Origin of the sequence: Falsigemmobacter intermedius (assembly GCF_004054105.1) — a bacterium.
Taxonomy (GTDB): Bacteria; Pseudomonadota; Alphaproteobacteria; order Rhodobacterales; family Rhodobacteraceae; genus Wagnerdoeblera; species Wagnerdoeblera intermedia.
Genome location: NZ_SBLC01000018.1, coordinates 436 through 20,353 on the forward strand (window position 1 = coordinate 436; position 19,918 = coordinate 20,353).

Genomic DNA, 19,918 nt, shown 5'->3' on the forward strand with positions numbered 1-19,918 from the left:
TGATCTTTGGAAGGGTGCGGGCCTGCCCGCACCTGACCATCGAAGGGAAATCAGATGTCTGGACAAACCATCCGCATCCGGCTGAAAGCCTTCGATTACCGCGTCCTGGATGCCTCGACGCAGGAAATCGTAAACACCGCGAAACGGACCGGCGCACATGTGCGTGGCCCGATTCCGCTTCCGAACCAGATCGAAAAGTTCACGGTTCTCCGTGGGCCGCACATCGACAAAAAGTCGCGTGACCAGTGGGAAATCCGTACCCACAAGCGTCTCCTCGACATCGTAGATCCGACCCCGCAGACGGTGGACGCGCTGATGAAGCTCGACCTCGCCGCCGGCGTGGATGTCGAGATCAAAGTTTAAGGGGGCATTACAGATGCGCTCTGGTGTTATCGCCAAGAAGCTGGGCATGACCCGGCTGTTCCTGGAAGACGGCAAACAGGTTCCTGTTACCGTTCTCCAGCTCGAAAACCTGCAGGTCGTGGCACAACGCACCGCTGAAACTGACGGCTACACCGCTGTTCAGCTCGGCGCGGGCAATGCCAAGGCAAAACGCACGACCGCCCCGATGCGCGGCCACTTCGCGAAAGCGAATGTTGCTCCGAAGCGCAAAGTGGCTGAGTTCCGCGTGTCGGCAGACAACCTGATCGAAGTGGGCGCGGAAATCACCGCAGAACACTACCTGGCCGGTCAATTCGTTGACATCGCCGGTACCTCGATCGGTAAAGGTTTTGCCGGTGCGATGAAGCGCCACAACTTCGGTGGTCTTCGTGCGTCGCACGGTGTGTCGATCTCGCACCGTTCGCACGGTTCGACCGGTCAGTGCCAAGACCCCGGTAAGGTGTTCAAAGGCAAAAAGATGGCAGGCCACATGGGTGCCGTCCGCGTGACCACGCAAAACCTGCAGGTCGTCAAGACCGATGCAGAGCGCGGTCTGATCCTGGTTAAAGGCGCGGTCCCCGGTTCCAAAGGTGGCTGGGTCACGATCAAAGACGCGGTGAAGAAGCCGGCTCACGCCGATGCTCCGAAACCGGCTGCGATTCGTGCCGCTGCTGCTGCTCCGGCTGCTGAAGTTGCAGTCGAAGGGGGTGAAGCATGAAACTTGATGTGATCAAACTTGACGGCTCGAAAGCCGGCGAGATCGATCTGGACGAAGCGCTGTTCGGCCTCGAGCCGCGCGCCGACATCCTGCACCGTGTGGTGCGCTGGCAGCGTGCGAAAGCACAGGCCGGCACCCACTCGACGCTCGGCAAGTCGGACGTGTCCTACTCAACCAAGAAGATCTACCGCCAGAAGGGCACCGGTGGCGCACGTCACGGTTCCAAGAAAGCCCCGATCTTCCGTCACGGTGGTGTGTACAAGGGCCCGACCCCGCGTTCGCACGCCCATGACCTGCCGAAGAAGTTCCGCGCTCTCGGCCTGAAGCACGCTCTGTCGGCGAAAGCCAAAGCAGGCGAGCTGGTGGTTCTGGAAGCTGCGGCTCTGGCCGCTCCGAAAACCGCAGAGCTGGCGAAAGCCAAAGAGGCTCTGGGCTGGAAGCGTACCCTGATCATCGACGGCGCTGCCATCGACGATAACTTCGCAAAAGCTGCCCGTAACCTGGAAGGCATGGATGTGCTCCCGGGGATCGGTGCCAACGTCTACGACATCCTGAAGCGTGACGTTCTCGTCATCACCAAAGCAGGTGTCGAAGCTCTGGAGGCTCGCCTGAAATGAGCGTGAAACCGGAACAATACGACGTCATCCGCCGCCCGATCATCACCGAGAAGGCAACCCTGGCATCGGAAAACGGTGCTGTGGTCTTCGAAGTGGCGATGGATTCCTCGAAGCCGGAAATCAAAGCGGCTGTCGAAGCGGTATTCGGCGTTAAGGTGAAGGCGGTCAACACCACCATCACCAAAGGCAAAGTCAAACGTTTCCGCGGCCGCCCCGGCGTTCGCTCGGACGTTAAGAAGGCCTATGTGACGCTCGAAGAAGGAAACACCATCGACGTCTCCACCGGTCTCTGATATTAGACCGGCGAATCTCACGGCCCCGGTTCATCCGGGGCCGTGGCTCTTTTCGGACAAACCGAAGTTTTCCGGCGCGGTGACGCGTCAGGATCGTGACGGAACCGGAAATATAACGGGGATCTACGGAGCCCTTCACCGCAGGGTTAAAATCCTGCCAGCAGACGGAAGACAGAAACCATGGCATTGAAGTCGTATAAACCGACGACGCCTGGCCAGCGCGGGCTGGTACTGATCGACCGTTCGGAGCTTTGGAAAGGTCGTCCTGTCAAAGCCCTCACCGAGGGTCTGACCAAGACGGGTGGCCGGAACAACACCGGACGTATCACGATGTGGCACAAGGGTGGCGGCGCGAAGCGTCTCTACCGTATTGTCGATTTCAAACGTCGTAAATTTGACATCGCAGCGACCGTTGAGCGGATCGAATACGATCCGAACCGGACCGCATTCATCGCACTCGTGCGTTATGAAGATGGCGAACTGACCTACATCCTGGCGCCGCAACGCCTTGCTGTCGGCGACAAAGTTGTCGCTGGTGCAAAGGTTGACGTGAAGCCGGGCAACGCGATGCCCTTCTCGGGCATGCCGATCGGTACGATCGTGCACAACGTCGAACTGAAACCGGGCAAGGGCGGCCAGCTGGCACGCGCTGCAGGTACCTACGCTCAGTTCGTCGGCCGTGACGGTGGCTACGCTCAGATCCGCCTCTCGTCGGGCGAACTGCGCATGGTCCGTCAGGAGTGCATGGCCACCATCGGTGCCGTGTCGAACCCCGACAACTCGAACCAGAACTTCGGTAAAGCTGGTCGTAACCGCCACAAAGGTATTCGTCCGACCGTTCGCGGCGTGGCGATGAACCCGATCGACCACCCGCATGGTGGTGGTGAAGGCCGGACCTCGGGCGGCCGTCACCCGGTCACGCCGTGGGGTAAGAGCACCAAGGGTGCACGTACCCGTTCGAACAAGCAGACGGACAAGTATATCGTTCGTTCGCGTCACGCGAAGAAGAAGGGACGCTAATCCATGTCGCGCTCTGTTTGGAAAGGCCCCTTTGTCGACGCTTACGTCCTCAAGAAGGCCGAGAAAGCTCGCGAATCGGGCAAGTCGGATGTGATCAAAATCTGGTCGCGCCGCTCGACGATCCTGCCGCAATTCGTTGGTCTGACCTTTGGCGTCTACAACGGCCACAAGCACGTTCCCGTGACTGTGTCGGAAGAGATGATCGGCCAGAAGTTCGGTGAGTATTCGCCGACCCGGACCTACTATGGTCACGCGGCTGACAAAAAAGCCAAAAGGAAGTAAGCCATGGGTATGGAAAAAAATCCGCGCCGCGTGGCGGACAACGAGGCGATGGCAATCGCCCGTATGCTCAAGGTCAGCCCTCAGAAGCTGAACCTGGTGGCTGCGATGATCCGCGGTAAGAAAGTTGACAAGGCTCTGGCCGACCTCACCTTCTCGAAAAAGCGTATCGCCATCGACGTGAAAAAATGCCTTCAGTCGGCTATCGCCAACGCTGAGAACAACCACGGCCTGGACGTGGATGATCTGATCGTGGCAGAAGCCTGGGTCGGCAAGAACATCACCCTGAAGCGTGGCCGTCCGCGTGCACGTGGTCGCTTTGGCAAGATCATGAAGCCCTTCGCCGAGATCACGATCAAGGTGCGTCAGAAAGGGGAGACTGCGTAATGGGTCAGAAGGTCAACCCGATCGGGATGCGTCTCCAGGTCAACCGCACCTGGGACAGCCGCTGGTATGCTGACTCGAAAGAGTACGGCAACCTTCTCCTTGAAGACCTCAAGATGCGTGAGTTCATCCACGAGGAATGCAAGGCAGCCGGCGTTTCGCGCGTCATCATCGAGCGTCCGCACCGTAAGTGCCGTGTGACCATTCACACCGCACGTCCGGGCGTGATCATCGGCAAAAAAGGCGCTGACATTGAGACCCTTCGCAAGAAGCTCTCGGTGTTCACCGCTTCGGAACTCCACCTGAACATCGTCGAAGTCCGCAAGCCGGAAGTCGACGCTCAGCTGGTCGCCGAATCGATCGCTCAACAGATGGAACGCCGCGTTTCGTTCCGCCGCGCCATGAAACGCGCTGTGCAGAACGCGATGCGCATGGGTGCCCTCGGCATCCGTGTGAACGTGGGTGGCCGTCTGGGTGGTGCTGAAATCGCACGTACCGAATGGTACCGCGAAGGCCGCGTGCCGCTGCACACCCTGCGCGCTGACATCGACTACGCCCTGGCTGAAGCATCGACCCCCTACGGGATCATTGGTGTGAAGGTCTGGATCTTCAAGGGCGAGATCATGGAACACGACCCGCAGGCTCGTGACCGTCGCGCCGCTGAAGGCAACGACGCTCCGGCTCCGCGTGGTCCGCGTCGCGACCGCGATCGCGGCTGATAGGGAGTAGTGAACTATGCTGCAACCGAAACGGACTAAGTTCCGCAAACAGCACAAAGGCCGTATCAAGGGCGAAGCAAAGGGCGGCTTTGAGCTGAACTTTGGCTCCTTCGCGCTGAAAGCCACCGAGCCGGAGCGCGTCACCGCGCGCCAGATCGAGGCAGCCCGTCGTGCGATCACCCGCTTCATGAAGCGTCAGGGTCGTGTCTGGATCCGTATTTTCCCGGACGTTCCGGTTTCGTCGAAACCGACCGAAGTTCGTATGGGTAAAGGTAAAGGCTCCGTCGACTTCTGGGCGTGCAAAGTGAAGCCGGGCCGTATCATGTTCGAAATCGACGGCGTGTCCGAAGAGATCGCACGTGAGGCTCTGCGCCTTGGCGCGATGAAGCTTCCGGTCACCTCGCGCGTCGTCGTCCGCGAAGACTGGTAAGATCTGGTCCCCGGACCAACGAAGGCCCCTGCGCAAGCGGGGGCCTTTTTTATGCGCAGTCGGCGGCTCCCGGTAACGCCCTCAGGTTGTGCGATGTAGCTTTATTCCCGTTTGTTTCAAAAAGATCCTGTTTGAATTTCCGCATAATGCGCGAAGGACCTTCTGGTTTATAAGGAAATTACCAGGGTCAGCTTATTGTCTTCATTTTCGAGATCCATCTGCGGGCCGCGTGTACACATTTCTGGAAGGGAAAGATGTCATCGCTTGATCGGGCGCATCATGCGCAGGGGGGCTCGGCGGATCCGGATGGTAACGCTCTGAACCCGGTCACCAAAGAGGAAAAATCCTGGGGATGGTTCGCCATCTTCAATATCTGGGCGAATGATATTCAGTCGCTCTTTGGCTATACGCTGGTCGCCTCGCTGTTCATTTCCTACGGCGTGGGCGGCTGGACGGCCTTTGCGGCGCTGATTGCGGCCGGACTTTTCGTTATGTGGATGGTCAACCTCTCCGGTGCGCCGGGTGAGAAATACGGGATTCCTTATCCCGTCCTCGCGCGTGCCAGCCTCGGGACCCAGGGTGGCAAGCTGCCGGCGATCTTACGGGCGACCGTGGCGGTCTTCTGGTTCGGCGTGCAGGTGCATTTCGCCTCAACCGCGCTGTCGCTGCTCATCCGCTCTCTGACCGGGGTGCAGGATACCAGCATGATCTTTGGCATGTCGGGTGTTGACTGGCTGTCCTTCGTGCTGGTCTGGCTGTTCCACATCCTGATCTTCTGGCGCGGCATGGGCTGGGTTGAGACCTTCCTCAACATCGCCGGACCCTTTGTTTATGCGGTGATGATCGGCCTGCTGATCGTGTTGTGGAACAAGTCGGACGGGCAGCTGCTCTCGGCCACGGCGACGATCTTCGTAAACCCGGAGGGCACCTTCTGGACTGAGCTGAAGGGCTTTGTGGCCATCGTCGGCACCATGGTGGCTTACTTCGCCGCGGTGATGATCAACTTCTCTGACTTCTCGCGCTATGCCAAAGACAAGCCGACGATGATTAAGGGCAACCTGACCGGGCTGCCGCTGAACATGATCCTCTTCTCGGCGCTGGCGCTGCTGACGACGGGCGGGGCGGCTGTAGTTTATGGCGAGGCTCTGGTGAACCCGACTGAGATCGTTGAGCGGACCGACAGCGTGCTGCTGAGCGTGATCGCCGCGATCACCTTCTTTGCCGCGACCGTGGGGATCAACCTCGTGGCTAACTTCATTCCGGCTGTAAACGGCATTGCCAGCCTCGCGCCTGAGCGGATCGGCTTCCGTAGGGCGGGTCTGATCACCGCAGGCTTTGCTCTGGTCATCGGCGGATTCTGGACGGGCTTCATCAGCAACTTCGGCATTGATGGCTTTGTGAACACCCTGGGTGCCACGCTCGCGCCGCTCTTCGGCATCATGATCGTCGATTACTACGTCCACCGTCGTCAGCATCTCGATCTGAACGACCTCTATGATATGGCGGGCGGTCGCTATCACTATGAGAACGGCTGGAACAGCGCGGCGGTGAAAGCCTTTGTCGCAGCAGCCGTCTTCTCGGTGCTGACGGTCTGGGTGCCGTGGTTCAGCTTCCTGTCGGGCTATAACTGGATCATCGGGGCCGTGCTCGGCGGCGCTCTCATGCATGTCTTTACAAGGCAGCCGGTGCGCGCCTGAGCGCTGCGGCTTCTGTGACAGGCAGCAACGGCCGGGGGATGTCTCCGGCCGTTGCTCTGTCCTCTCCCGGCGAACCGGCGCGGGCAGGGCGGAGAGGGTCTTCGGGCTTCTGCCGGCGTGACCCCGCCGAAGAGCCTTAAAAATAAGGCGATTTCGAAACTATCTCTTGCCACGGGTCGCACCGGAGGCTAATGAGGCGCATCGCACGATTCCCCCGTGGGGGAGTCGTGCGTGCATTTTTGATCCACCAGATCACTACGGTTACCCCGAAGACACCGACGGGGGCCTTCTGGTGTATATGAAAAGGATAGGCGAATGAGCGCCCAAGAACTGCGGTCCAAGACCCCGGACCAGCTTCGCGACGAACTCGTCGCCCTGAAAAAAGAAGCGTTTAACCTGCGCTTCCGTCAGGCGACCAACCAGCTTGATAACACTGCCCGTATGCGCGCTGTCCGCCGCGACGTTGCACGTATCAAGACCGTTCTGAACGAAATGGCCGCGCAAGCGGCAGCGAACTGAGGTAGACACAGATGCCCCGTCGTATTCTGCAAGGCACCGTGACCTCGGACAAAAACGATCAGACCATCACCGTTCTGGTCGAGCGTCGTTTCAAGCACCCGCTGCTGCAAAAGACTGTCCGTAAGTCGAAGAAATACCGCGCTCACGATGCGGAAAACCAATTCAAGGTTGGTGACACCGTTCGCATCGTCGAATGTGCGCCGATCTCGAAAACGAAGCGCTGGACTGTGGTGACGGAGGCCTGAGCACCCGCTCAAGCCTCCCTCATCGCTTCAGTGCTTCACTGAGCGAAACCCCGGGGCAGTGCTGATCAGCTGTCTCCGAAGGTCGGGAGAAACCAAATGATCCAGATGCAGACTAATCTGGATGTAGCTGACAACTCCGGCGCACGCCGAGTTCAGTGCATCAAGGTTCTGGGCGGCTCGCATCGCCGCTACGCATCCGTGGGCGACATCATCGTGGTGTCGGTCAAGGAGGCGATTCCGAAGGGTCGCGTGAAGAAAGGTGACGTACGTAAAGCCGTCGTCGTTCGCACCGCGAAAGAAGTTCGTCGTGAAGATGGCACCGCCATCCGTTTCGACCGCAACGCTGCTGTCATCCTGAACAACCAGGGTGAACCGGTTGGCACCCGTATTTTCGGGCCGGTCGTTCGTGAGCTGCGCGCGAAGAACTTCATGAAGATCATCTCGCTGGCGCCGGAGGTGCTGTGATATGGCTGCAAAGCTGAAAAAAGGCGACAAAGTCGTCGTCCTCACCGGCAAAGACAAAGGCAAACAGGGTGAAATCACCGCTGTGAACCCGTCGGCGAACAAAGCCGTGGTCGAAGGCATCAACGTTGCCATCCGCCACACCCGTCAGTCGCAGACCTCGCAGGGCGGCCGCATCGCGAAATCGATGCCGATCGATCTGTCGAACCTCGCGCTGCTGGACGCAAACGGTAAAGCAACCCGCGTTGGCTTCCGCATGGAAGGCGACAAGAAGGTCCGCTTCGCCAAGACCACCGGGGATGCGATCTGATGACCGATGCAACCTACACCCCGCGCCTGAAATCGCTCTATGAGACCAAGGTGAAAGCCGCTCTCAAAGAAGAATTCGGCTACACCAACGTGATGCAACTCCCGAAGCTCGACAAAATCGTGCTGAACATGGGCGTTGGCGAAGCGGTTAAAGACACCAAGAAGGTCAAACAGGCCTCCGAGGAACTGTCGAAAATCGCTGGTCAGAAAGCAGTCGTCACTCACGCGAAAAAGTCGATCGCCGGCTTCCGCGTTCGTGAAGAAATGCCGCTGGGTACCAAAGTGACCCTGCGCGGTGACCGTATGTACGAATTCCTGGACCGCCTGATCAACGTCGCGCTGCCGCGCGTCCGCGACTTCCGTGGCGTAAAAGGCACCTCGTTCGACGGCCGTGGCAACTACGCCATGGGTCTGAAAGAGCACATCGTGTTCCCGGAGATCGATTTCGACAAAGTCGACGAGATCCTCGGTATGGACATCATCATCTGCACCACCGCCAAGACCGACGCGGAAGCCAAGGCGCTGTTGAAGCAATTCAACATGCCCTTCATGGCCTGATCGCGGGAGGACATCACATATGGCAAAAGTATCCATGATCGAACGCGAGAAAAAGCGCGCTAAGCTGGTGGCCCAATACGCCGCCAAGCGTGCTGCTCTCAAAGAGATCATCAAGGACGAGTCCAAGCCGATGGAAGAGCGTTTCGGCGCTTCCCTGAAACTTGCTGCTCTGCCGCGCAACTCGTCGGCCACCCGCCTGCACAACCGTTGCCAGCTGACCGGCCGTCCCCATGCTTACTACCGTAAGCTCAAACTTTCGCGGATCATGCTGCGTGAACTGGCCTCCTTCGGTCAGATCCCGGGCATGGTTAAGTCGAGCTGGTAAGGAGTCGGACAATGTCTATGAACGATCCGCTCGGCGATATGCTGACCCGTATCCGCAACGCACAACTCCGTGGCAAGTCGACCGTGTCGACCCCGGCCTCGAAGCTGCGCGCGTGGGTTCTCGATGTTCTGGCTGCTGAAGGCTACATCCGTGGCTACGAAGCAACCACTGGTAAAGACGGCCATCCGGCTCTCGAAATCAGCCTGAAATACTTCGAAGGTGCTGCTGTGATCCGTGAGATCAAGCGCGTCTCGAAGCCGGGCCGCCGCGTTTACGCCGGCGCACAGGAACTGCCCTCGGTCCGCAACGGCCTTGGCATTGCTGTGATTTCGACTCCGAAAGGCGTCCTGACCGATGCAAACGCACGCGCAGCCAATGTTGGCGGCGAAGTGCTTTGCACCGTGTTCTGAGGAGGGTTCCATGTCTCGTATTGGCAAGAAGCCCGTCGAACTGGTGAAGGGCGTTTCGGCGACCCTTTCCGGCCAGACCCTGGAAGTAAAGGGTCCGAAAGGCACCCGTACCTTCACCGCTCCGGACGACGTCACCCTGATCCTCGAAGAGGGTTCGGTCACCGTCAAGCCGCGCGGCCTGTCGAAGCGTGCACGCTCCATGTGGGGTATGTCGCGTTCGATGGTGGCGAACCTTGTGACCGGCGTTTCGACCGGCTTCAAGAAAGAGCTGGAAATCCAGGGCGTTGGTTACCGTGCCGCCGCTCAGGGCACCGGCCTGAAGCTCTCGCTTGGCTACAGCCATGACGTGAACTTCGTTCCGCCGGCAGACGTCGCTGTTACGGCGCCGAAGCAGAGCGAAATCGTTGTCGAAGGTATCGACGCGCAGAAGGTCGGCCAGGTTGCTGCGAACATCCGCGAGTGGAAAAAGCCCGAGCCCTATAAGGGCAAAGGCATCCGCTACAAGGGCGAGTATGTCTTCCGCAAAGAAGGCAAGAAGAAGTAAGGGCTGCGAAAATGGCAAACTCGAAAAGAGATCTGTTCATCAAACGCCGCCTGCGCGTTCGGAACAAACTCCGCAAAATGTCGGCTGGCCGTCTGCGCCTGTCGGTTCACCGCTCCAACAAAAACATCAGCGTCCAGCTGATCGACGACGTCAACGGCGTGACCGTTGCCGCCGCTTCGACTCAGGAAGCTGCTCTGGGCTTCGTTGGCAAGAACAACATCGAAGCAGCGACCAAAGTCGGCGCTGCTATCGCTGAGCGGGCTAAAGCAGCTGGCGTCGAAGAGTGCTACTTCGACCGCGGCGGCTTCCTCTTCCACGGTAAAGTGAAGGCCCTGGCCGACGCTGCCCGTGAAGGTGGCCTGAAGTTCTGATCAGGCGGAGGGGGCTCAGGCTCCCTCCCGATGATCCGGGAGTGGCCCCTCGGGGCCCTCACCTGGATTGGATTTATATGGCGTCTTCAGATGCCAACTCAAAAAGGACTGTCTTATGGCAGAACGTGAGAACCGCCGGGAACGCCGCGCTGAGCGCGAAGAGACCCCGGAATTCGCAGATCGTCTCGTAGCGATCAACCGCGTCTCGAAAACCGTTAAAGGCGGCAAGCGCTTCGGTTTCGCAGCCCTCGTCGTTGTCGGTGACCAGCGCGGTCGCGTCGGCTTCGGCAAAGGCAAAGCGAAAGAAGTGCCTGAGGCGATCCGTAAGGCAACCGAGCAGGCAAAACGCTCGATGATCCGTGTGGCGCTGAAAGATGCCCGCACCCTGCACCATGACGTCGAAGGTCGTCACGGCGCTGGTAAGGTCGTCATGCGTACGGCCGTTCCGGGTACCGGTATCATCGCAGGCGGCCCGATGCGCGCTGTCTTTGAGATGCTCGGCGTTCAGGACGTTGTTGCGAAGTCGCTCGGCTCGCAGAACCCCTACAACATGATCCGTGCGACCATCGACGGTCTGAAACAGGAAGCTTCGCCCCGTTCGGTGGCAGCGCGTCGCGGCAAAAAAGTCGCTGACATCCTGAAGAAAGACGGCGAAGCCGCTGCGGCTGAAGCGTAAGGATCCCAGACGATGTCCAAAAAAACCATCGTTGTTCAGCAGATTGCCTCGCCCGCTCGCCGTCCGGCGATCCAGGCAGCAACCCTGCGTGGCCTTGGCCTGAACAAAGTGCGCGCTGTTCGTGAACTCGAAGATACTCCTTCGGTTCGCGGCATGGTCAACAAGATCCCGCACCTTGCGAAAATCATCGAAGAGCGCGGCTGATTTCAGCCCCGTTTTCTGATAAAGACGCCCCGGAGAAATCCGGGGCGTTTTGCATTTGGGGTATTGGGTATGAGGGTTCAGGTCTTTGCGGTGGCCCTGCTGATCGCCGTTCCGCCCCCTGGTCAGACGATTTCGGCGCTGGAGTTGTCTTTGCGCATGGGCGCGCCCTGGACGCTGCATCTGCCGGAGGCGGCGGAGGGGGCGATGGGCAGCTCACTCCTGCTGCATGTCAGTCCGGGCGGCGCTCTCGTGGCAGCGGGGCGACTCGATTGCGGTGCAGGCTGGCAGGCGGAGGTGTCGGGGGTCTTGCCGAATCTGTCCCTCGGGCCTGCCCGGCTGGTCACCACGGGCTGTGAGGTGCCTGAGGCGGCGGCTCAGGCGGCAGCCTTCCTGGAGGAACTCTCTCAGGTGCGCCGCTTTGAAGAGGTGGCTTCGGGCTATGCCCTGGTCGACGCGGCAGGGCTGCCGCGTCTGACGCTGACGGGCGAGGTTCAGCCGTGACGGCGGAAGGTCAGGTAATGCGGATCGCGGCCTTCCCGCAGCGCCTTTTGCTCATAGCGGGTTGAGATCCAGTCGTCCCAGGCCTCATTCAGACCGGCCTGTTTCTCCAGAGTGAAGCCCGCAGGCGGCACTTCTTCCAGGGTCTGGCGAACGTAATCCGGGATATCGGTCGCCACGCGGAACTCTGCGCCCGGCTTCGTCACACGGGCGAGTTCGTTCAGATAGTCCGGCGTCACGAAGCGGCGGCGGTGGTGGCGCGCCTTCGGCCAGGGATCGGGGTAGTTCAGGAAGACTTTGTCGAAGACATTGTCGGGCAGCACGTCAAAGAGGTCGCGCACATCGGCCGGATGGATCGCCAGATTGGTGACGCCTGCGGCGCGGATCTTGCCGAGCAGCATGGCCACACCGTTCACGAAAGGCTCGCAGCCGATGATGCGGATGCCGGGGTATTTCGCCGCCATATGCACCAGATGCTCGCCACCGCCAAAGCCCACTTCCAGCCAGAAGGGGCCGGTGCCGGGGAACAGCGTCTCAAGGTCGATCTTCTCACGGGCCGGGTTCTCGGCGGCGGTGATGCCTTTCAGGCGCAGCACATCGAGATCTTCGGCCAGATAGGTCTTCTGCGACGCGCGCAGCGTCTTACCATGGGCGCGGCCATAGAAGTTGCGGCGGGCAGGCGTCTGGGTCTCTTCGGTCATTCTGGCTCTCCGGCGGGGTCGGGCGGAGGTAATCAGCCCCGGAGCCGGGGTCAAGCAGGCAGGCCGCCGCAGAAGCAAAAAGCGCCCCGAGGGGCGCTTTTTCAAGGCTCAGACCGCCTTTTTCAGCGCCTCAACCAGGTCGGTGCGCTCCCACGAGAAGCCGCCGTCGGCTTCGGGGGCGCGGCCGAAGTGGCCATAGGCTGCCGTGCGCTCATAGATCGGCTTGTTCAGCCCCAGATGGGTGCGGATGCCGCGCGGGGTCAGATCCAGCACTTTCGGGATCGCAAGTTCGATCACCTGATCCGGCACCAGGCCGGTGCCATGGGTGTCGACATAGATCGACTGCGGCTCTGCCACGCCGATGGCGTAAGAGACCTGCACCGTGCAGCGCCGCGCAAGACCCGCAGCCACCACGTTCTTCGCCAGATAGCGCGCGGCATAGGCCGCCGAGCGGTCCACCTTGGTCGGGTCTTTGCCCGAGAAGGCACCGCCGCCGTGGGGTGCGGCACCGCCATAGGTGTCAACGATGATCTTACGGCCGGTCAGACCGGCATCCCCGTCCGGACCGCCGATCACGAAGGTCCCGGTCGGGTTCACGTGCCAGACGGTTTTCGGGGTGATCCATTCCGCGGGCAGCACTTCGCGGATATAGGGTTCCACGATGGCGCGGATCGCAGCCGAATCCTGGGCTTCATCGGCGTGCTGATGCGACAGCACGATCGAGGTCACCTCAACGGGGCGGCCGTTCTCATAGCGCACCGAGAGCTGCGATTTCGCATCGGGACGCAGGCTCGGCTCAGCACCTGATTTGCGCACCTCGGCCAGGCGGCGCAGGATGGCATGGGCGTATTGGATCGGCGCGGGCATCAGCTCGGGGGTTTCATCCACGGCATAGCCGAACATGATGCCCTGGTCGCCTGCACCGTCGCGGTCCACCCCTTGCGCGATATGGGCCGACTGCTCATGCAGGAAGTTCATCACCTTGCAGGTGTTCCAGTGGAACTTCTCCTGCTCGTAGCCGATGTCGCGGATGCAGTCGCGGGCGATCTGCGGCACGCGTCCCATGAAATCATGGAGCCGGTCCACATCAGAGAGCCCGACCTCACCGCCGATGACGACGAGAGACGAGGTCGCGAATGTCTCGCAGGCCACGCGGGCATTGGCCTCTTCGCGCAGGAAGGCGTCGAGGATCGAATCCGAGATCCGGTCGCAGACCTTATCCGGATGACCTTCCGAGACGGACTCGGAAGTGAAGACGTAGTTGTCGCGGGACATTCAGTGCTCCATTGAAAACAAGGCCGTCACGCCAGGAAGCCGTTGTGACGGTAAGAGAGCGCAGTAGTGCTTTGGCTCTGTGGGGTCAATGATTGAAGGCGCGTCTGCGGAAAATCAACAGCATTGCGGCTAAGAACCACAGCAGGACCGGCGCTGCCGGGCCGATCCGGCTGTAAAGCGTGGGCTGCAGCGCGGCGGGCAGGGCATGGTCGATGATGCCCTGCTGCTTCATGCCCAGTTCGGCCAGGACTTCCCCGCGCGGGCCGATCGCGGCAGAGATGCCGGTATTGGCCACCCGCATCATCGGCAGCCCGCTCTCCACCGCCCGCAGCCGCGCCAGCCCCAGGTGCTGGAAAGGCCCGGATTTGACGCCGAACCAGGCGTCATTGGTGATCTGCAAAAGCCACTCGGGCCGGTCGGTCACGCGCTGAAACCAGGGGAAGACCGCTTCATAGCAGATCAGCGGCTGGAAGGTGCCAAGCGCGCCGCCCGGAGAGATCAGCTCAGGCGCAGGTCCTGCGGAATAGCCGTAGCCTGCTGCGGGCGAGAAGGAAAAGACGCCGAGCCAGTCGGCCACCAGATCGCCGCCGGGGATATATTCGCCAAAGGGCACGAGCTGGTGTTTGTCATAAACCGCCCGGACCTCCGCCGTGCCGTCGTCTTTGGGGCCGAGCAGGGCAAGCGAGTTGTAAAACCGCACACCGACTTCGCGCTGAATGCCAAGGGCAACGGGGATGCCCCCCGTCGCCTCCAGGATCACATCGAGCGCACGGCCCGGATCATTCAGCAGCACCGGCACCGAGGTTTCCGGCCAGACGATCAGATCGGGGACACCGGCCTCACCTGGTGCTGCCGCGCTCAGGTCCAGATGGCGCTCAAAGAACATCCGGGCGTAATCGGGGTGCCATTTCAGCGCCTGATCGGCATCAGGCTGCACCAGACGGATGACCGCCTCCCGCGCAGGGGGCAGCGGGTCGGAAAGACGCCAGTGTCCAAAGCCCCAGACCGCTCCCAGGAGAACCAGAGCGGCTGCCAGTCCACGGGCGCGCCACAGCACCGGCAGCGCCGCAAGCGTCAGCGTCAGCAGCGTCAGCCCGCCCGCGCCCGCCAGAGAGGCAAGCTGGGCAGGTGCAAAGCCGATCCAGATATGACCCGGAAGCGCCCAGGGGAAACCGGTGAAAATGACGCCGCGCAGCGCCTCAAGACCCGCCAGCATCAGGGCCATGGCCCCGGCCGCAGGCATGAAACGGCGTAAAGGGGCTGAAAGCGCTCCGGCTCCGGCCCAGAAGAGGCCAAGCCCTGTCGCCATGAAGAAAAGCGCGAAGGGCGCCATCCAGGCGTCGCGTTCGGCCTCAACCTGGAAAGGTTCGGTGATCCAGTTCAGCGTCAGAAGGAAATAAGCGCTGCCCGACAACCAGGCGCGCAGGGCGGCGGCTTTGGCTGTGGGCGCACGGGCGGCATTCCACAGGATCACAGCAAATCCCAAAAGGGAGATCGGCCAGAGCGACCAGGGGATCTGCCCCAGACCCGCAGCAGCGCCTGCGAGAAGGGCGACCGCAAGGCCGCCCCTGTCGAGTTTGGAAAGAAGGTGACGCGCCATGCCTCAGCCGCGCGGGTAGAAGCCTTCGTAGATCGGCTGCAGCGTCTCGGTCTCAAAGAGCGAGGAGACCGAGTTGCCATTCCAGATGTTCAGGATGGCCTGCGCAAAGATCGGCGCGGTCGGCACGATGCGGATGTTATGCGCGGCTTTGACGGCTGCGGTCGGCTCGATGGTGTCGGTGATGACCAGCGATTTCATCACCGATTTGGTGACACGCTCAACTGCCGGGCCCGAGAGAACGCCGTGGGTGATATAGGCGTGCACTTCAGCCGCGCCTTTTTCCATCAGCAGTTCTGCAGCTTTGCAGAGCGTGCCGGCAGTGTCGCAGATGTCGTCGACGATGATACAGGTCTGGCCTTCGACATCCCCGATCACGGTCATCTCAGCGATTTCACCGGCTTTCTCGCGGCGCTTGTCCACGATGGCCAGCGCACAGCCAAGGCGCTTTGCCAGATCACGGGCGCGGGCCACGCCGCCGACGTCGGGCGAGACGATGGTGACATTGTCCAGACGGCCGCGGAAGTGATGCTCGACATCCATCGCAAAGACCGGGGCGGCATAAAGGTTGTCCACCGGGATATCGAAGAAGCCCTGGATCTGGGCGGCGTGCAGATCCATGGTCAGCACGCGCTCAACACCGGCTTCCGTCAGCAGGTTGGCGATCAGCTTGGCCGAGATCGGGGTCCGGGCTTTCGCGCGGCGGTCCTGACGGGCATAGCCGAAATAGGGGATCACGGCGGTGATGCGCTGCGCCGAGGAGCGACGCAGGGCGTCGGTCATGATCAGCAGTTCCATCAGGTGATCGTTCGCCGGGTTCGAGGTCGGCTGGATGATGAACATGTCTTCGCCACGCACGTTGTCGTAGACTTCGACATAGACTTCCTGATCGTTGAAACGCTCAATACGCGCGTTCAGCAGGTCCACCTGCATGCCGCGGTGCATCGACATCCGGCGCGCGATCGACTGCGCGAGGGATTTGTTGGCATTGCCGGCAATGAGTTTGGGTTCAGTCATGACGGGCATGGCGGGGTCCTTGGGCTGCAGTCCCGGCGGGCATGGCGGGAGGGATTCGAACATTGACTCCGCTTATCACCCGTCTAGGGTCTTGCGAAAGCCCGGCCCCGGACAGAAAGCGGTGAGGATCATGCAGATCGACTATTATTTTTCGCCATTGTCGCCCTGGTGCTACCTTGCCGGAACCCGTCTGGAAGATCTGGCCGGCCGTCACGGGGCCGGGGTGCGCTATATCCCGGTTGATCCCTCAGCACTTTTTGCCCGGACGGGTGGAAAAATGCTCGCAGAGCGCCATCCGTCGCGGCAGGACTACCGCCTGCAGGATCTGCGACGCACAGCCGCACGGGAAAATCTGCCTCTGGCCCTGCATCCGGCGCATTTTCCGACCAATCCGGCCCCGGCCTCTTATGCGATCATCGCGGCGGCTAAAGCCGGCGGGGATGTCGGCGGGCTGGTGCAGAGCTTTCTGCGCGCCTGCTGGGCGGAAGAGCGCAATATCGCCGAAGATGAAGTGATCCGCGATCTTCTGGCCCGCCATGGCTTTGATCCGGGTCTCGCCGATAAGGGCCTCTGGACCGGGGCCGAGATCTATGAGCGCAATCTTGAGCAGGCGGTGAATGCCGGTGTCTTTGGCTTTCCCTTCTATATTGTGGGGGAGGAGAAGTTCTGGGGTCAGGATCGCCTGGCCGATCTGGAGCAATATCTGAGCGGAATGAAGTGATGAGTGAGACGCTGACCTCTGCGGCCCTCAGGGCGCCGTATCTGCGCCATTTCGGCAATGGACCGCGCAAAATTCTGGCGCTGCACTGTTCGCTGGCGCATGGCGGTGTCTGGCAGCCCATGGCGGAAGAGCTGGGCCTTGAGGAGGTCAGCCTGACCGCGCCGGATATGCCCGGCCATGGCCGCAGCCCGCACTGGCGTCCGGGCTCAATGCATGATCTGGCCCGCGACTGGGCGGTGGATCTGCTGACGCAAATGGGCGGCGGCGCGCCGGTGGATCTTTTCGGGCATTCCTTTGGCGGCACCGTGGCGCTGCGCGTGGCGGTCGAGCGGCCGGATCTGGTGCGCAGCCTGACGCTTTTTGAGCCGGTGCTCTTCGCCGTGGCCCTGCAGGACGGCAGCCGGGAAGCTGCGGACTGGGCCGATAAAGAACGCGCCTTTGAGGCACGGATCAATGCGGGCGACCGCGAAGGCGCGGCAGAGTGGTTCCAGAGCCTCTGGGGCACCGGCGTGCCGCTGTCGCGGATGCCGGCCTCGCAGCGGGCCTATATTGTGGATCGCATCGACGCCATCCCCGCAGCCGCAGATGTGGTGCGCGATGACCGCGCCGGTCTTCTGCGGGAGGGGCGTCTGTCGGGCCTCAGCCTGCCGGTTCTTCTGGCCGAGGGGGGCACCTCTCCGGGGGTGATCCGCGCGATCTCGGAAGGGCTGGGGCGGCTCATCCCGCAGGCACAGTCTCTCGTGCAGGAGGGCGCGGGGCATATGCTGCCGATCACCCATGCTGCTGAAATGGCTCCGCAGATCCGGGCGCATCTGGGGCTGTGAGCCGCCTTTGCCGGTTGTGTGAGGACCGCGCGTGGCCTGTCTTCAGTCCACCAGCCAGTCGCGCTCATCGCGCACGGCCCCTATGGCGGTCCAGTCGGCGCGGATCCGCGCCACACGGCTGTCGCCCCAGGTGCGAAAAACCAGTTCAAAACCCTCAGCCGTGACGGATTCGGCGCAGAGGTCGGCGCGCAGATTGGTGCGCCGGTCGCTGTCCCAGAGCGAGATCCCCACGATCACCGCCGGGGCCTGCAGAAAGGGCGTCGCAAAATGCACGCGCTGGCGCACCTCGCGCGGCCCCTCACCGGTCCACATCGGTCCACCGGTCTGGAAATCGGTGAACATCATCTTCTGGCCCTGAAGAATGCCGGTCATATGAGGCGAGAACGTCATCATTGCAAAACCACAGGCTGAGGCTTTGCCATGGATAACGGTTTCCTGCCTGTGAGGCAGCAGAAATCTTAACCTCTGGTAAAGAGGCTCTCGGGCAGGGCGGGCAGGCGCTCGGCGAGAGCGCTGAGCATCTGATGTGCGGTGCGTTCCGCCAGATCGCCGTCGCCTGCGGCAATCGCGGCGACAAGGGCCTCATGGCCGCCACCCGAGCTGGTCTCATATTCGCCGATCTGCGCCCGCACCAAAGGGACCTGCACGGCCGGCACCAGGCGGTCAAGCTCACGGTTGCCCGCAAGCGTGGTCATGGCGCGGTAATAGCGCGCCCGCGCCCGGCTCAGATCGCTGCGCGCGGCCGCGACATAGGCGGCGAGCGCCTCGCGCATGGGGGCGGGGTCCGCACCTGCGGCCACGGCCTCGGCGGCCTGACGGGCGGTCAGGCCGATCAGGACGGCCGCAACGCGCAGCACATCCACCGCTTCCCGCCGGGTCAGGCGGCGGATGGTGGCCCCGCGGTGCGGGATGATCTCAAGAAGCCCCATGGAGGCCAGACGGCTCAGCCCCTCCCGCACGGTGGAGCGGCCGACGTCATAGCGCAGCATCAGATCGCGCTCGGCCAGGCGCTGGCCGGGGACGAATTGTCCGTCGGTCAGCCCGCGCAGGATATCGCGGGCCAGGGTGTCGGGGCTTGATGAACTCATAGGCGGCGGGCCATGTCCCAGGCAATCTGCGCCATCGGCACTGCGCGGGCGCCCACCTCATGCGCGTCGGGATCAGAGGCGGTGCCCTCTTCGGCGCGTTTGGCGATGCCCTGCAGGATTGCAGCCATACGGAACAGATTGACGATCAGATAAAGGTCGAAGTCTGCAGGTTTATCCCGTCCGGTTCGGCGGCACCAGTCGGCAATGTAAGCCTCCTCCGTCGGGATGCCGGAGCCGGGCGTCACCGCCCCCGCAAGGCCGCGGAAGAGATCCGGGCTGACCCTCCAGGTCATCATATGATAGGCGAAATCCGAGATCGGGCAGCCAAGGGTGCCAAGCTCCCAGTCGATCACCGCCAGAACCTTCGGCTCGGTGGGATGGATCAGCAGGTTGTCCATGCGGAAATCGCCATGCACGATCCGCACTTCTTCTTCGCGCTGCGGCAGGTTCTGCGGCAGCCAGTCGATCAGCGCATCCATCGCCGGGATCGACCGCGTTTCAGAGGCGCGGTACTGCTTTGACCAGCGGTTGACGGTGCGCGCCACATAGCCGCCGTGGCGGCCATAATCACCAAGGCCCACGGCCATGGGATCCACGGTTGAGATGGCCGAGAAGGCCTGGTTCATGCTGTCAAAGAGCGCGGCGCGGTTCTCAGGCGTCTGGTCGGGCAGCCGGGGGTCGTAAAAGACGCGGCCTTCAATGAACTCCATCACGAAGAACATTGAGCCCATGACGGCAGGGTCTTCACAAAGCGCCCAGACCTTCGGGACCGGCACATCCGTGCCCGCCAGCGCCTGCATGACGCGGAATTCGCGGTCAACAGCATGGGCAGAGGGCAGCACGGGGCCCAGCGGTTTCTGGCGCAGAACATAGCTCTGGTTCGGGGTATCCACCCGCCAGGTCGGATTGGACTGCCCCCCGGCCAGGCGGTGCAGCCGCATCGGGCCCTGAAACCCGTCGACATGTTCCTCCATCCAGATCTTCAGCTCAGCTTCGGCCATGCATCTCTCTCCCCTTTGTGTCAGTCTGCGCGGGA

The 19,918-nt window shown here is 61.7% G+C and carries 31 protein-coding genes and 1 riboswitch; of the genes, 24 read left to right on the forward strand and 7 right to left on the reverse strand.

Annotation, left to right across the window (positions count from 1 at the left end; translation table 11 throughout):
* Positions 1 to 54: 54 nt before the first annotated feature.
* The 22 genes from rpsJ to EP867_RS12745 all read left to right on the forward strand — a co-directional run bounded on the left by rpsJ (position 55) and on the right by EP867_RS12745 (position 11,662).
* Entirely contained in the window at positions 55 to 363 is a 309-nt protein-coding gene (gene rpsJ, locus EP867_RS12640; protein ID WP_124962950.1) for a 30S ribosomal protein S10, read from the forward strand.
* Between the two features lie 13 nt (positions 364 to 376).
* Complete coding sequence (rplC, locus tag EP867_RS12645) at positions 377 to 1,099, forward strand: 50S ribosomal protein L3 (protein ID WP_128489781.1); 723 nt, start codon at positions 377 to 379, stop codon at positions 1,097 to 1,099.
* Positions 1,096 to 1,716, forward strand: coding sequence for a 50S ribosomal protein L4 (gene rplD / locus EP867_RS12650; protein WP_128489783.1), 621 nt, complete (start codon positions 1,096 to 1,098; stop codon positions 1,714 to 1,716). Before rplC ends, rplD begins: the two co-directional genes overlap by 4 nt.
* On the forward strand, positions 1,713 to 2,009 hold the full coding sequence (locus tag EP867_RS12655; RefSeq protein ID WP_128489785.1) for a 50S ribosomal protein L23: 297 nt from the start codon (positions 1,713 to 1,715) through the stop codon (positions 2,007 to 2,009). Before rplD ends, EP867_RS12655 begins: the two co-directional genes overlap by 4 nt.
* 180 nt (positions 2,010 to 2,189) lie before the next feature.
* Positions 2,190 to 3,029, forward strand: coding sequence for a 50S ribosomal protein L2 (gene rplB, locus EP867_RS12660; RefSeq protein WP_128489787.1), 840 nt, complete (start codon positions 2,190 to 2,192; stop codon positions 3,027 to 3,029).
* 3 nt (positions 3,030 to 3,032) lie between these two features.
* Complete coding sequence (gene rpsS / locus EP867_RS12665; RefSeq protein WP_128489789.1) at positions 3,033 to 3,311, forward strand: 30S ribosomal protein S19; 279 nt, start codon at positions 3,033 to 3,035, stop codon at positions 3,309 to 3,311.
* Between the two features lie 3 nt (positions 3,312 to 3,314).
* The gene (rplV, locus tag EP867_RS12670) at positions 3,315 to 3,695 is read left to right on the forward strand and encodes a 50S ribosomal protein L22 (protein WP_124962956.1); all 381 of its coding nucleotides are present in this window, start codon (positions 3,315 to 3,317) and stop codon (positions 3,693 to 3,695) included.
* Positions 3,695 to 4,411 carry a 30S ribosomal protein S3 gene (rpsC, locus tag EP867_RS12675; protein WP_128489791.1) on the forward strand — a complete coding sequence of 239 codons (717 nt, stop codon included), beginning with the start codon at positions 3,695 to 3,697 and terminating at the stop codon, positions 4,409 to 4,411. The genes rplV and rpsC overlap by 1 nt, the downstream gene beginning before the upstream one ends.
* 16 nt (positions 4,412 to 4,427) lie before the next feature.
* Positions 4,428 to 4,841 (forward strand): 50S ribosomal protein L16, encoded by a 414-nt coding sequence (gene rplP / locus EP867_RS12680; RefSeq protein WP_128489793.1) that lies wholly within the window; start codon positions 4,428 to 4,430, stop codon positions 4,839 to 4,841.
* 254 nt (positions 4,842 to 5,095) lie between these two features.
* Positions 5,096 to 6,538: an NCS1 family nucleobase:cation symporter-1 gene (locus EP867_RS12685; protein WP_128489795.1), complete on the forward strand. Its 1,443-nt coding sequence runs from the start codon at positions 5,096 to 5,098 to the stop codon at positions 6,536 to 6,538.
* Between the two features lie 315 nt (positions 6,539 to 6,853).
* Entirely contained in the window at positions 6,854 to 7,057 is a 204-nt protein-coding gene (gene rpmC / locus EP867_RS12690) for a 50S ribosomal protein L29 (protein ID WP_128489797.1), read from the forward strand.
* 11 nt (positions 7,058 to 7,068) lie between these two features.
* Positions 7,069 to 7,302: a 30S ribosomal protein S17 gene (gene rpsQ / locus EP867_RS12695; RefSeq protein WP_128489799.1), complete on the forward strand. Its 234-nt coding sequence runs from the start codon at positions 7,069 to 7,071 to the stop codon at positions 7,300 to 7,302.
* Between the two features lie 96 nt (positions 7,303 to 7,398).
* Complete coding sequence (gene rplN / locus EP867_RS12700) at positions 7,399 to 7,767, forward strand: 50S ribosomal protein L14 (protein WP_013066055.1); 369 nt, start codon at positions 7,399 to 7,401, stop codon at positions 7,765 to 7,767.
* A gap of 1 nt (position 7,768) precedes the next feature.
* Positions 7,769 to 8,074, forward strand: a complete 306-nt coding sequence (rplX, locus tag EP867_RS12705; RefSeq protein ID WP_128489801.1) for a 50S ribosomal protein L24 — start codon at positions 7,769 to 7,771, stop codon at positions 8,072 to 8,074.
* Positions 8,071 to 8,631, forward strand: coding sequence for a 50S ribosomal protein L5 (gene rplE, locus EP867_RS12710; RefSeq protein WP_128489803.1), 561 nt, complete (start codon positions 8,071 to 8,073; stop codon positions 8,629 to 8,631). Before rplX ends, rplE begins: the two co-directional genes overlap by 4 nt.
* Before the next feature lie 19 nt (positions 8,632 to 8,650).
* Complete coding sequence (gene rpsN / locus EP867_RS12715) at positions 8,651 to 8,956, forward strand: 30S ribosomal protein S14 (protein ID WP_128489804.1); 306 nt, start codon at positions 8,651 to 8,653, stop codon at positions 8,954 to 8,956.
* 11 nt (positions 8,957 to 8,967) lie between these two features.
* On the forward strand, positions 8,968 to 9,366 hold the full coding sequence (gene rpsH, locus EP867_RS12720; protein ID WP_174722328.1) for a 30S ribosomal protein S8: 399 nt from the start codon (positions 8,968 to 8,970) through the stop codon (positions 9,364 to 9,366).
* Between the two features lie 10 nt (positions 9,367 to 9,376).
* Positions 9,377 to 9,910 carry a 50S ribosomal protein L6 gene (gene rplF / locus EP867_RS12725; protein WP_128489806.1) on the forward strand — a complete coding sequence of 178 codons (534 nt, stop codon included), beginning with the start codon at positions 9,377 to 9,379 and terminating at the stop codon, positions 9,908 to 9,910.
* An 11-nt stretch (positions 9,911 to 9,921) separates the two neighbouring features.
* A complete protein-coding gene (rplR, locus tag EP867_RS12730) occupies positions 9,922 to 10,281 on the forward strand; it encodes a 50S ribosomal protein L18 (protein WP_128489808.1) in 360 nt (119 codons plus the stop codon).
* A 115-nt stretch (positions 10,282 to 10,396) separates the two neighbouring features.
* Entirely contained in the window at positions 10,397 to 10,957 is a 561-nt protein-coding gene (gene rpsE / locus EP867_RS12735; RefSeq protein ID WP_128489810.1) for a 30S ribosomal protein S5, read from the forward strand.
* 12 nt (positions 10,958 to 10,969) lie between these two features.
* Positions 10,970 to 11,161 carry a 50S ribosomal protein L30 gene (gene rpmD / locus EP867_RS12740; RefSeq protein WP_128489813.1) on the forward strand — a complete coding sequence of 64 codons (192 nt, stop codon included), beginning with the start codon at positions 10,970 to 10,972 and terminating at the stop codon, positions 11,159 to 11,161.
* Positions 11,162 to 11,230: 69 nt separating this feature from the next.
* Complete coding sequence (locus tag EP867_RS12745; protein ID WP_128489815.1) at positions 11,231 to 11,662, forward strand: hypothetical protein; 432 nt, start codon at positions 11,231 to 11,233, stop codon at positions 11,660 to 11,662.
* Here EP867_RS12745 and trmB read toward each other — a convergent pair.
* The 4 genes from trmB to EP867_RS12765 all read right to left on the reverse strand — a co-directional run bounded on the left by trmB (position 11,653) and on the right by EP867_RS12765 (position 16,258).
* Positions 11,653 to 12,360 (reverse strand): tRNA (guanine(46)-N(7))-methyltransferase TrmB, encoded by a 708-nt coding sequence (trmB, locus tag EP867_RS12750; RefSeq protein ID WP_128489817.1) that lies wholly within the window; start codon positions 12,358 to 12,360, stop codon positions 11,653 to 11,655. The two genes, EP867_RS12745 and trmB, sit on opposite strands and share 10 nt — an antisense overlap.
* A gap of 108 nt (positions 12,361 to 12,468) precedes the next feature.
* Positions 12,469 to 13,635: a methionine adenosyltransferase gene (gene metK, locus EP867_RS12755; protein ID WP_128489819.1), complete on the reverse strand. Its 1,167-nt coding sequence runs from the start codon at positions 13,633 to 13,635 to the stop codon at positions 12,469 to 12,471.
* Positions 13,636 to 13,639: 4 nt separating this feature from the next.
* Positions 13,640 to 13,689: riboswitch (SAM-SAH riboswitch) on the reverse strand.
* Between the two features lie 31 nt (positions 13,690 to 13,720).
* On the reverse strand, positions 13,721 to 15,235 hold the full coding sequence (gene lnt / locus EP867_RS12760) for an apolipoprotein N-acyltransferase (RefSeq protein WP_128489821.1): 1,515 nt from the start codon (positions 15,233 to 15,235) through the stop codon (positions 13,721 to 13,723).
* 3 nt (positions 15,236 to 15,238) lie between these two features.
* Positions 15,239 to 16,258 (reverse strand): ribose-phosphate pyrophosphokinase, encoded by a 1,020-nt coding sequence (locus tag EP867_RS12765; RefSeq protein WP_128489823.1) that lies wholly within the window; start codon positions 16,256 to 16,258, stop codon positions 15,239 to 15,241.
* Positions 16,259 to 16,379: 121 nt separating this feature from the next.
* On the opposite strand from EP867_RS12765, the gene EP867_RS12770 reads away from it, so the two are divergent.
* Together EP867_RS12770 and EP867_RS12775 are read left to right on the forward strand one after the other, a co-directional pair.
* Positions 16,380 to 16,970 carry a 2-hydroxychromene-2-carboxylate isomerase gene (locus EP867_RS12770; RefSeq protein WP_128489825.1) on the forward strand — a complete coding sequence of 197 codons (591 nt, stop codon included), beginning with the start codon at positions 16,380 to 16,382 and terminating at the stop codon, positions 16,968 to 16,970.
* Positions 16,970 to 17,794 (forward strand): alpha/beta fold hydrolase, encoded by an 825-nt coding sequence (locus tag EP867_RS12775; RefSeq protein WP_128489829.1) that lies wholly within the window; start codon positions 16,970 to 16,972, stop codon positions 17,792 to 17,794. Before EP867_RS12770 ends, EP867_RS12775 begins: the two co-directional genes overlap by 1 nt.
* Positions 17,795 to 17,836: 42 nt before the next feature.
* Here the strand turns inward: EP867_RS12775 and EP867_RS12780 are convergent, their stop codons facing one another.
* From EP867_RS12780 to EP867_RS12790, 3 genes are all read right to left on the reverse strand, one after another.
* Entirely contained in the window at positions 17,837 to 18,166 is a 330-nt protein-coding gene (locus EP867_RS12780) for an H-type lectin domain-containing protein (protein ID WP_241656902.1), read from the reverse strand.
* Between the two features lie 86 nt (positions 18,167 to 18,252).
* Complete coding sequence (locus EP867_RS12785; RefSeq protein ID WP_128489833.1) at positions 18,253 to 18,882, reverse strand: GntR family transcriptional regulator; 630 nt, start codon at positions 18,880 to 18,882, stop codon at positions 18,253 to 18,255.
* The gene (locus tag EP867_RS12790; RefSeq protein WP_128489835.1) at positions 18,879 to 19,883 is read right to left on the reverse strand and encodes a phosphotransferase family protein; all 1,005 of its coding nucleotides are present in this window, start codon (positions 19,881 to 19,883) and stop codon (positions 18,879 to 18,881) included. The genes EP867_RS12785 and EP867_RS12790 overlap by 4 nt, the downstream gene beginning before the upstream one ends.
* Between the last annotated feature and the right edge of the window lie 35 nt (positions 19,884 to 19,918).

Coding starts and splice junctions, on each gene's coding strand:
- rplP (WP_128489793.1), top strand. CDS start 4,428: ATGCTGCAACCGAAACGGACTAAGTTCCGCAAACAGCACAAAGGCCGT.
- EP867_RS12685 (WP_128489795.1), top strand. CDS start 5,096: ATGTCATCGCTTGATCGGGCGCATCATGCGCAGGGGGGCTCGGCGGAT.
- EP867_RS12655 (WP_128489785.1), top strand. CDS start 1,713: ATGAGCGTGAAACCGGAACAATACGACGTCATCCGCCGCCCGATCATC.
- rpsS (WP_128489789.1), top strand. CDS start 3,033: ATGTCGCGCTCTGTTTGGAAAGGCCCCTTTGTCGACGCTTACGTCCTC.
- rplB (WP_128489787.1), top strand. CDS start 2,190: ATGGCATTGAAGTCGTATAAACCGACGACGCCTGGCCAGCGCGGGCTG.
- EP867_RS12790 (WP_128489835.1), bottom strand. CDS start 19,883: ATGGCCGAAGCTGAGCTGAAGATCTGGATGGAGGAACATGTCGACGGG.
- rpsQ (WP_128489799.1), top strand. CDS start 7,069: ATGCCCCGTCGTATTCTGCAAGGCACCGTGACCTCGGACAAAAACGAT.
- rpsE (WP_128489810.1), top strand. CDS start 10,397: ATGGCAGAACGTGAGAACCGCCGGGAACGCCGCGCTGAGCGCGAAGAG.
- rplV (WP_124962956.1), top strand. CDS start 3,315: ATGGGTATGGAAAAAAATCCGCGCCGCGTGGCGGACAACGAGGCGATG.
- rplC (WP_128489781.1), top strand. CDS start 377: ATGCGCTCTGGTGTTATCGCCAAGAAGCTGGGCATGACCCGGCTGTTC.
- rplF (WP_128489806.1), top strand. CDS start 9,377: ATGTCTCGTATTGGCAAGAAGCCCGTCGAACTGGTGAAGGGCGTTTCG.
- EP867_RS12775 (WP_128489829.1), top strand. CDS start 16,970: ATGAGTGAGACGCTGACCTCTGCGGCCCTCAGGGCGCCGTATCTGCGC.
- EP867_RS12780 (WP_241656902.1), bottom strand. CDS start 18,166: ATGACCGGCATTCTTCAGGGCCAGAAGATGATGTTCACCGATTTCCAG.
- rpsC (WP_128489791.1), top strand. CDS start 3,695: ATGGGTCAGAAGGTCAACCCGATCGGGATGCGTCTCCAGGTCAACCGC.
- metK (WP_128489819.1), bottom strand. CDS start 13,635: ATGTCCCGCGACAACTACGTCTTCACTTCCGAGTCCGTCTCGGAAGGT.
- rpmC (WP_128489797.1), top strand. CDS start 6,854: ATGAGCGCCCAAGAACTGCGGTCCAAGACCCCGGACCAGCTTCGCGAC.
- rpmD (WP_128489813.1), top strand. CDS start 10,970: ATGTCCAAAAAAACCATCGTTGTTCAGCAGATTGCCTCGCCCGCTCGC.
- lnt (WP_128489821.1), bottom strand. CDS start 15,235: ATGGCGCGTCACCTTCTTTCCAAACTCGACAGGGGCGGCCTTGCGGTC.
- EP867_RS12785 (WP_128489833.1), bottom strand. CDS start 18,882: ATGAGTTCATCAAGCCCCGACACCCTGGCCCGCGATATCCTGCGCGGG.
- EP867_RS12765 (WP_128489823.1), bottom strand. CDS start 16,258: ATGCCCGTCATGACTGAACCCAAACTCATTGCCGGCAATGCCAACAAA.
- rplR (WP_128489808.1), top strand. CDS start 9,922: ATGGCAAACTCGAAAAGAGATCTGTTCATCAAACGCCGCCTGCGCGTT.
- rplN (WP_013066055.1), top strand. CDS start 7,399: ATGATCCAGATGCAGACTAATCTGGATGTAGCTGACAACTCCGGCGCA.
- EP867_RS12745 (WP_128489815.1), top strand. CDS start 11,231: ATGAGGGTTCAGGTCTTTGCGGTGGCCCTGCTGATCGCCGTTCCGCCC.
- rpsH (WP_174722328.1), top strand. CDS start 8,968: ATGTCTATGAACGATCCGCTCGGCGATATGCTGACCCGTATCCGCAAC.
- rplX (WP_128489801.1), top strand. CDS start 7,769: ATGGCTGCAAAGCTGAAAAAAGGCGACAAAGTCGTCGTCCTCACCGGC.
- trmB (WP_128489817.1), bottom strand. CDS start 12,360: ATGACCGAAGAGACCCAGACGCCTGCCCGCCGCAACTTCTATGGCCGC.
- EP867_RS12770 (WP_128489825.1), top strand. CDS start 16,380: ATGCAGATCGACTATTATTTTTCGCCATTGTCGCCCTGGTGCTACCTT.
- rplD (WP_128489783.1), top strand. CDS start 1,096: ATGAAACTTGATGTGATCAAACTTGACGGCTCGAAAGCCGGCGAGATC.
- rpsN (WP_128489804.1), top strand. CDS start 8,651: ATGGCAAAAGTATCCATGATCGAACGCGAGAAAAAGCGCGCTAAGCTG.
- rpsJ (WP_124962950.1), top strand. CDS start 55: ATGTCTGGACAAACCATCCGCATCCGGCTGAAAGCCTTCGATTACCGC.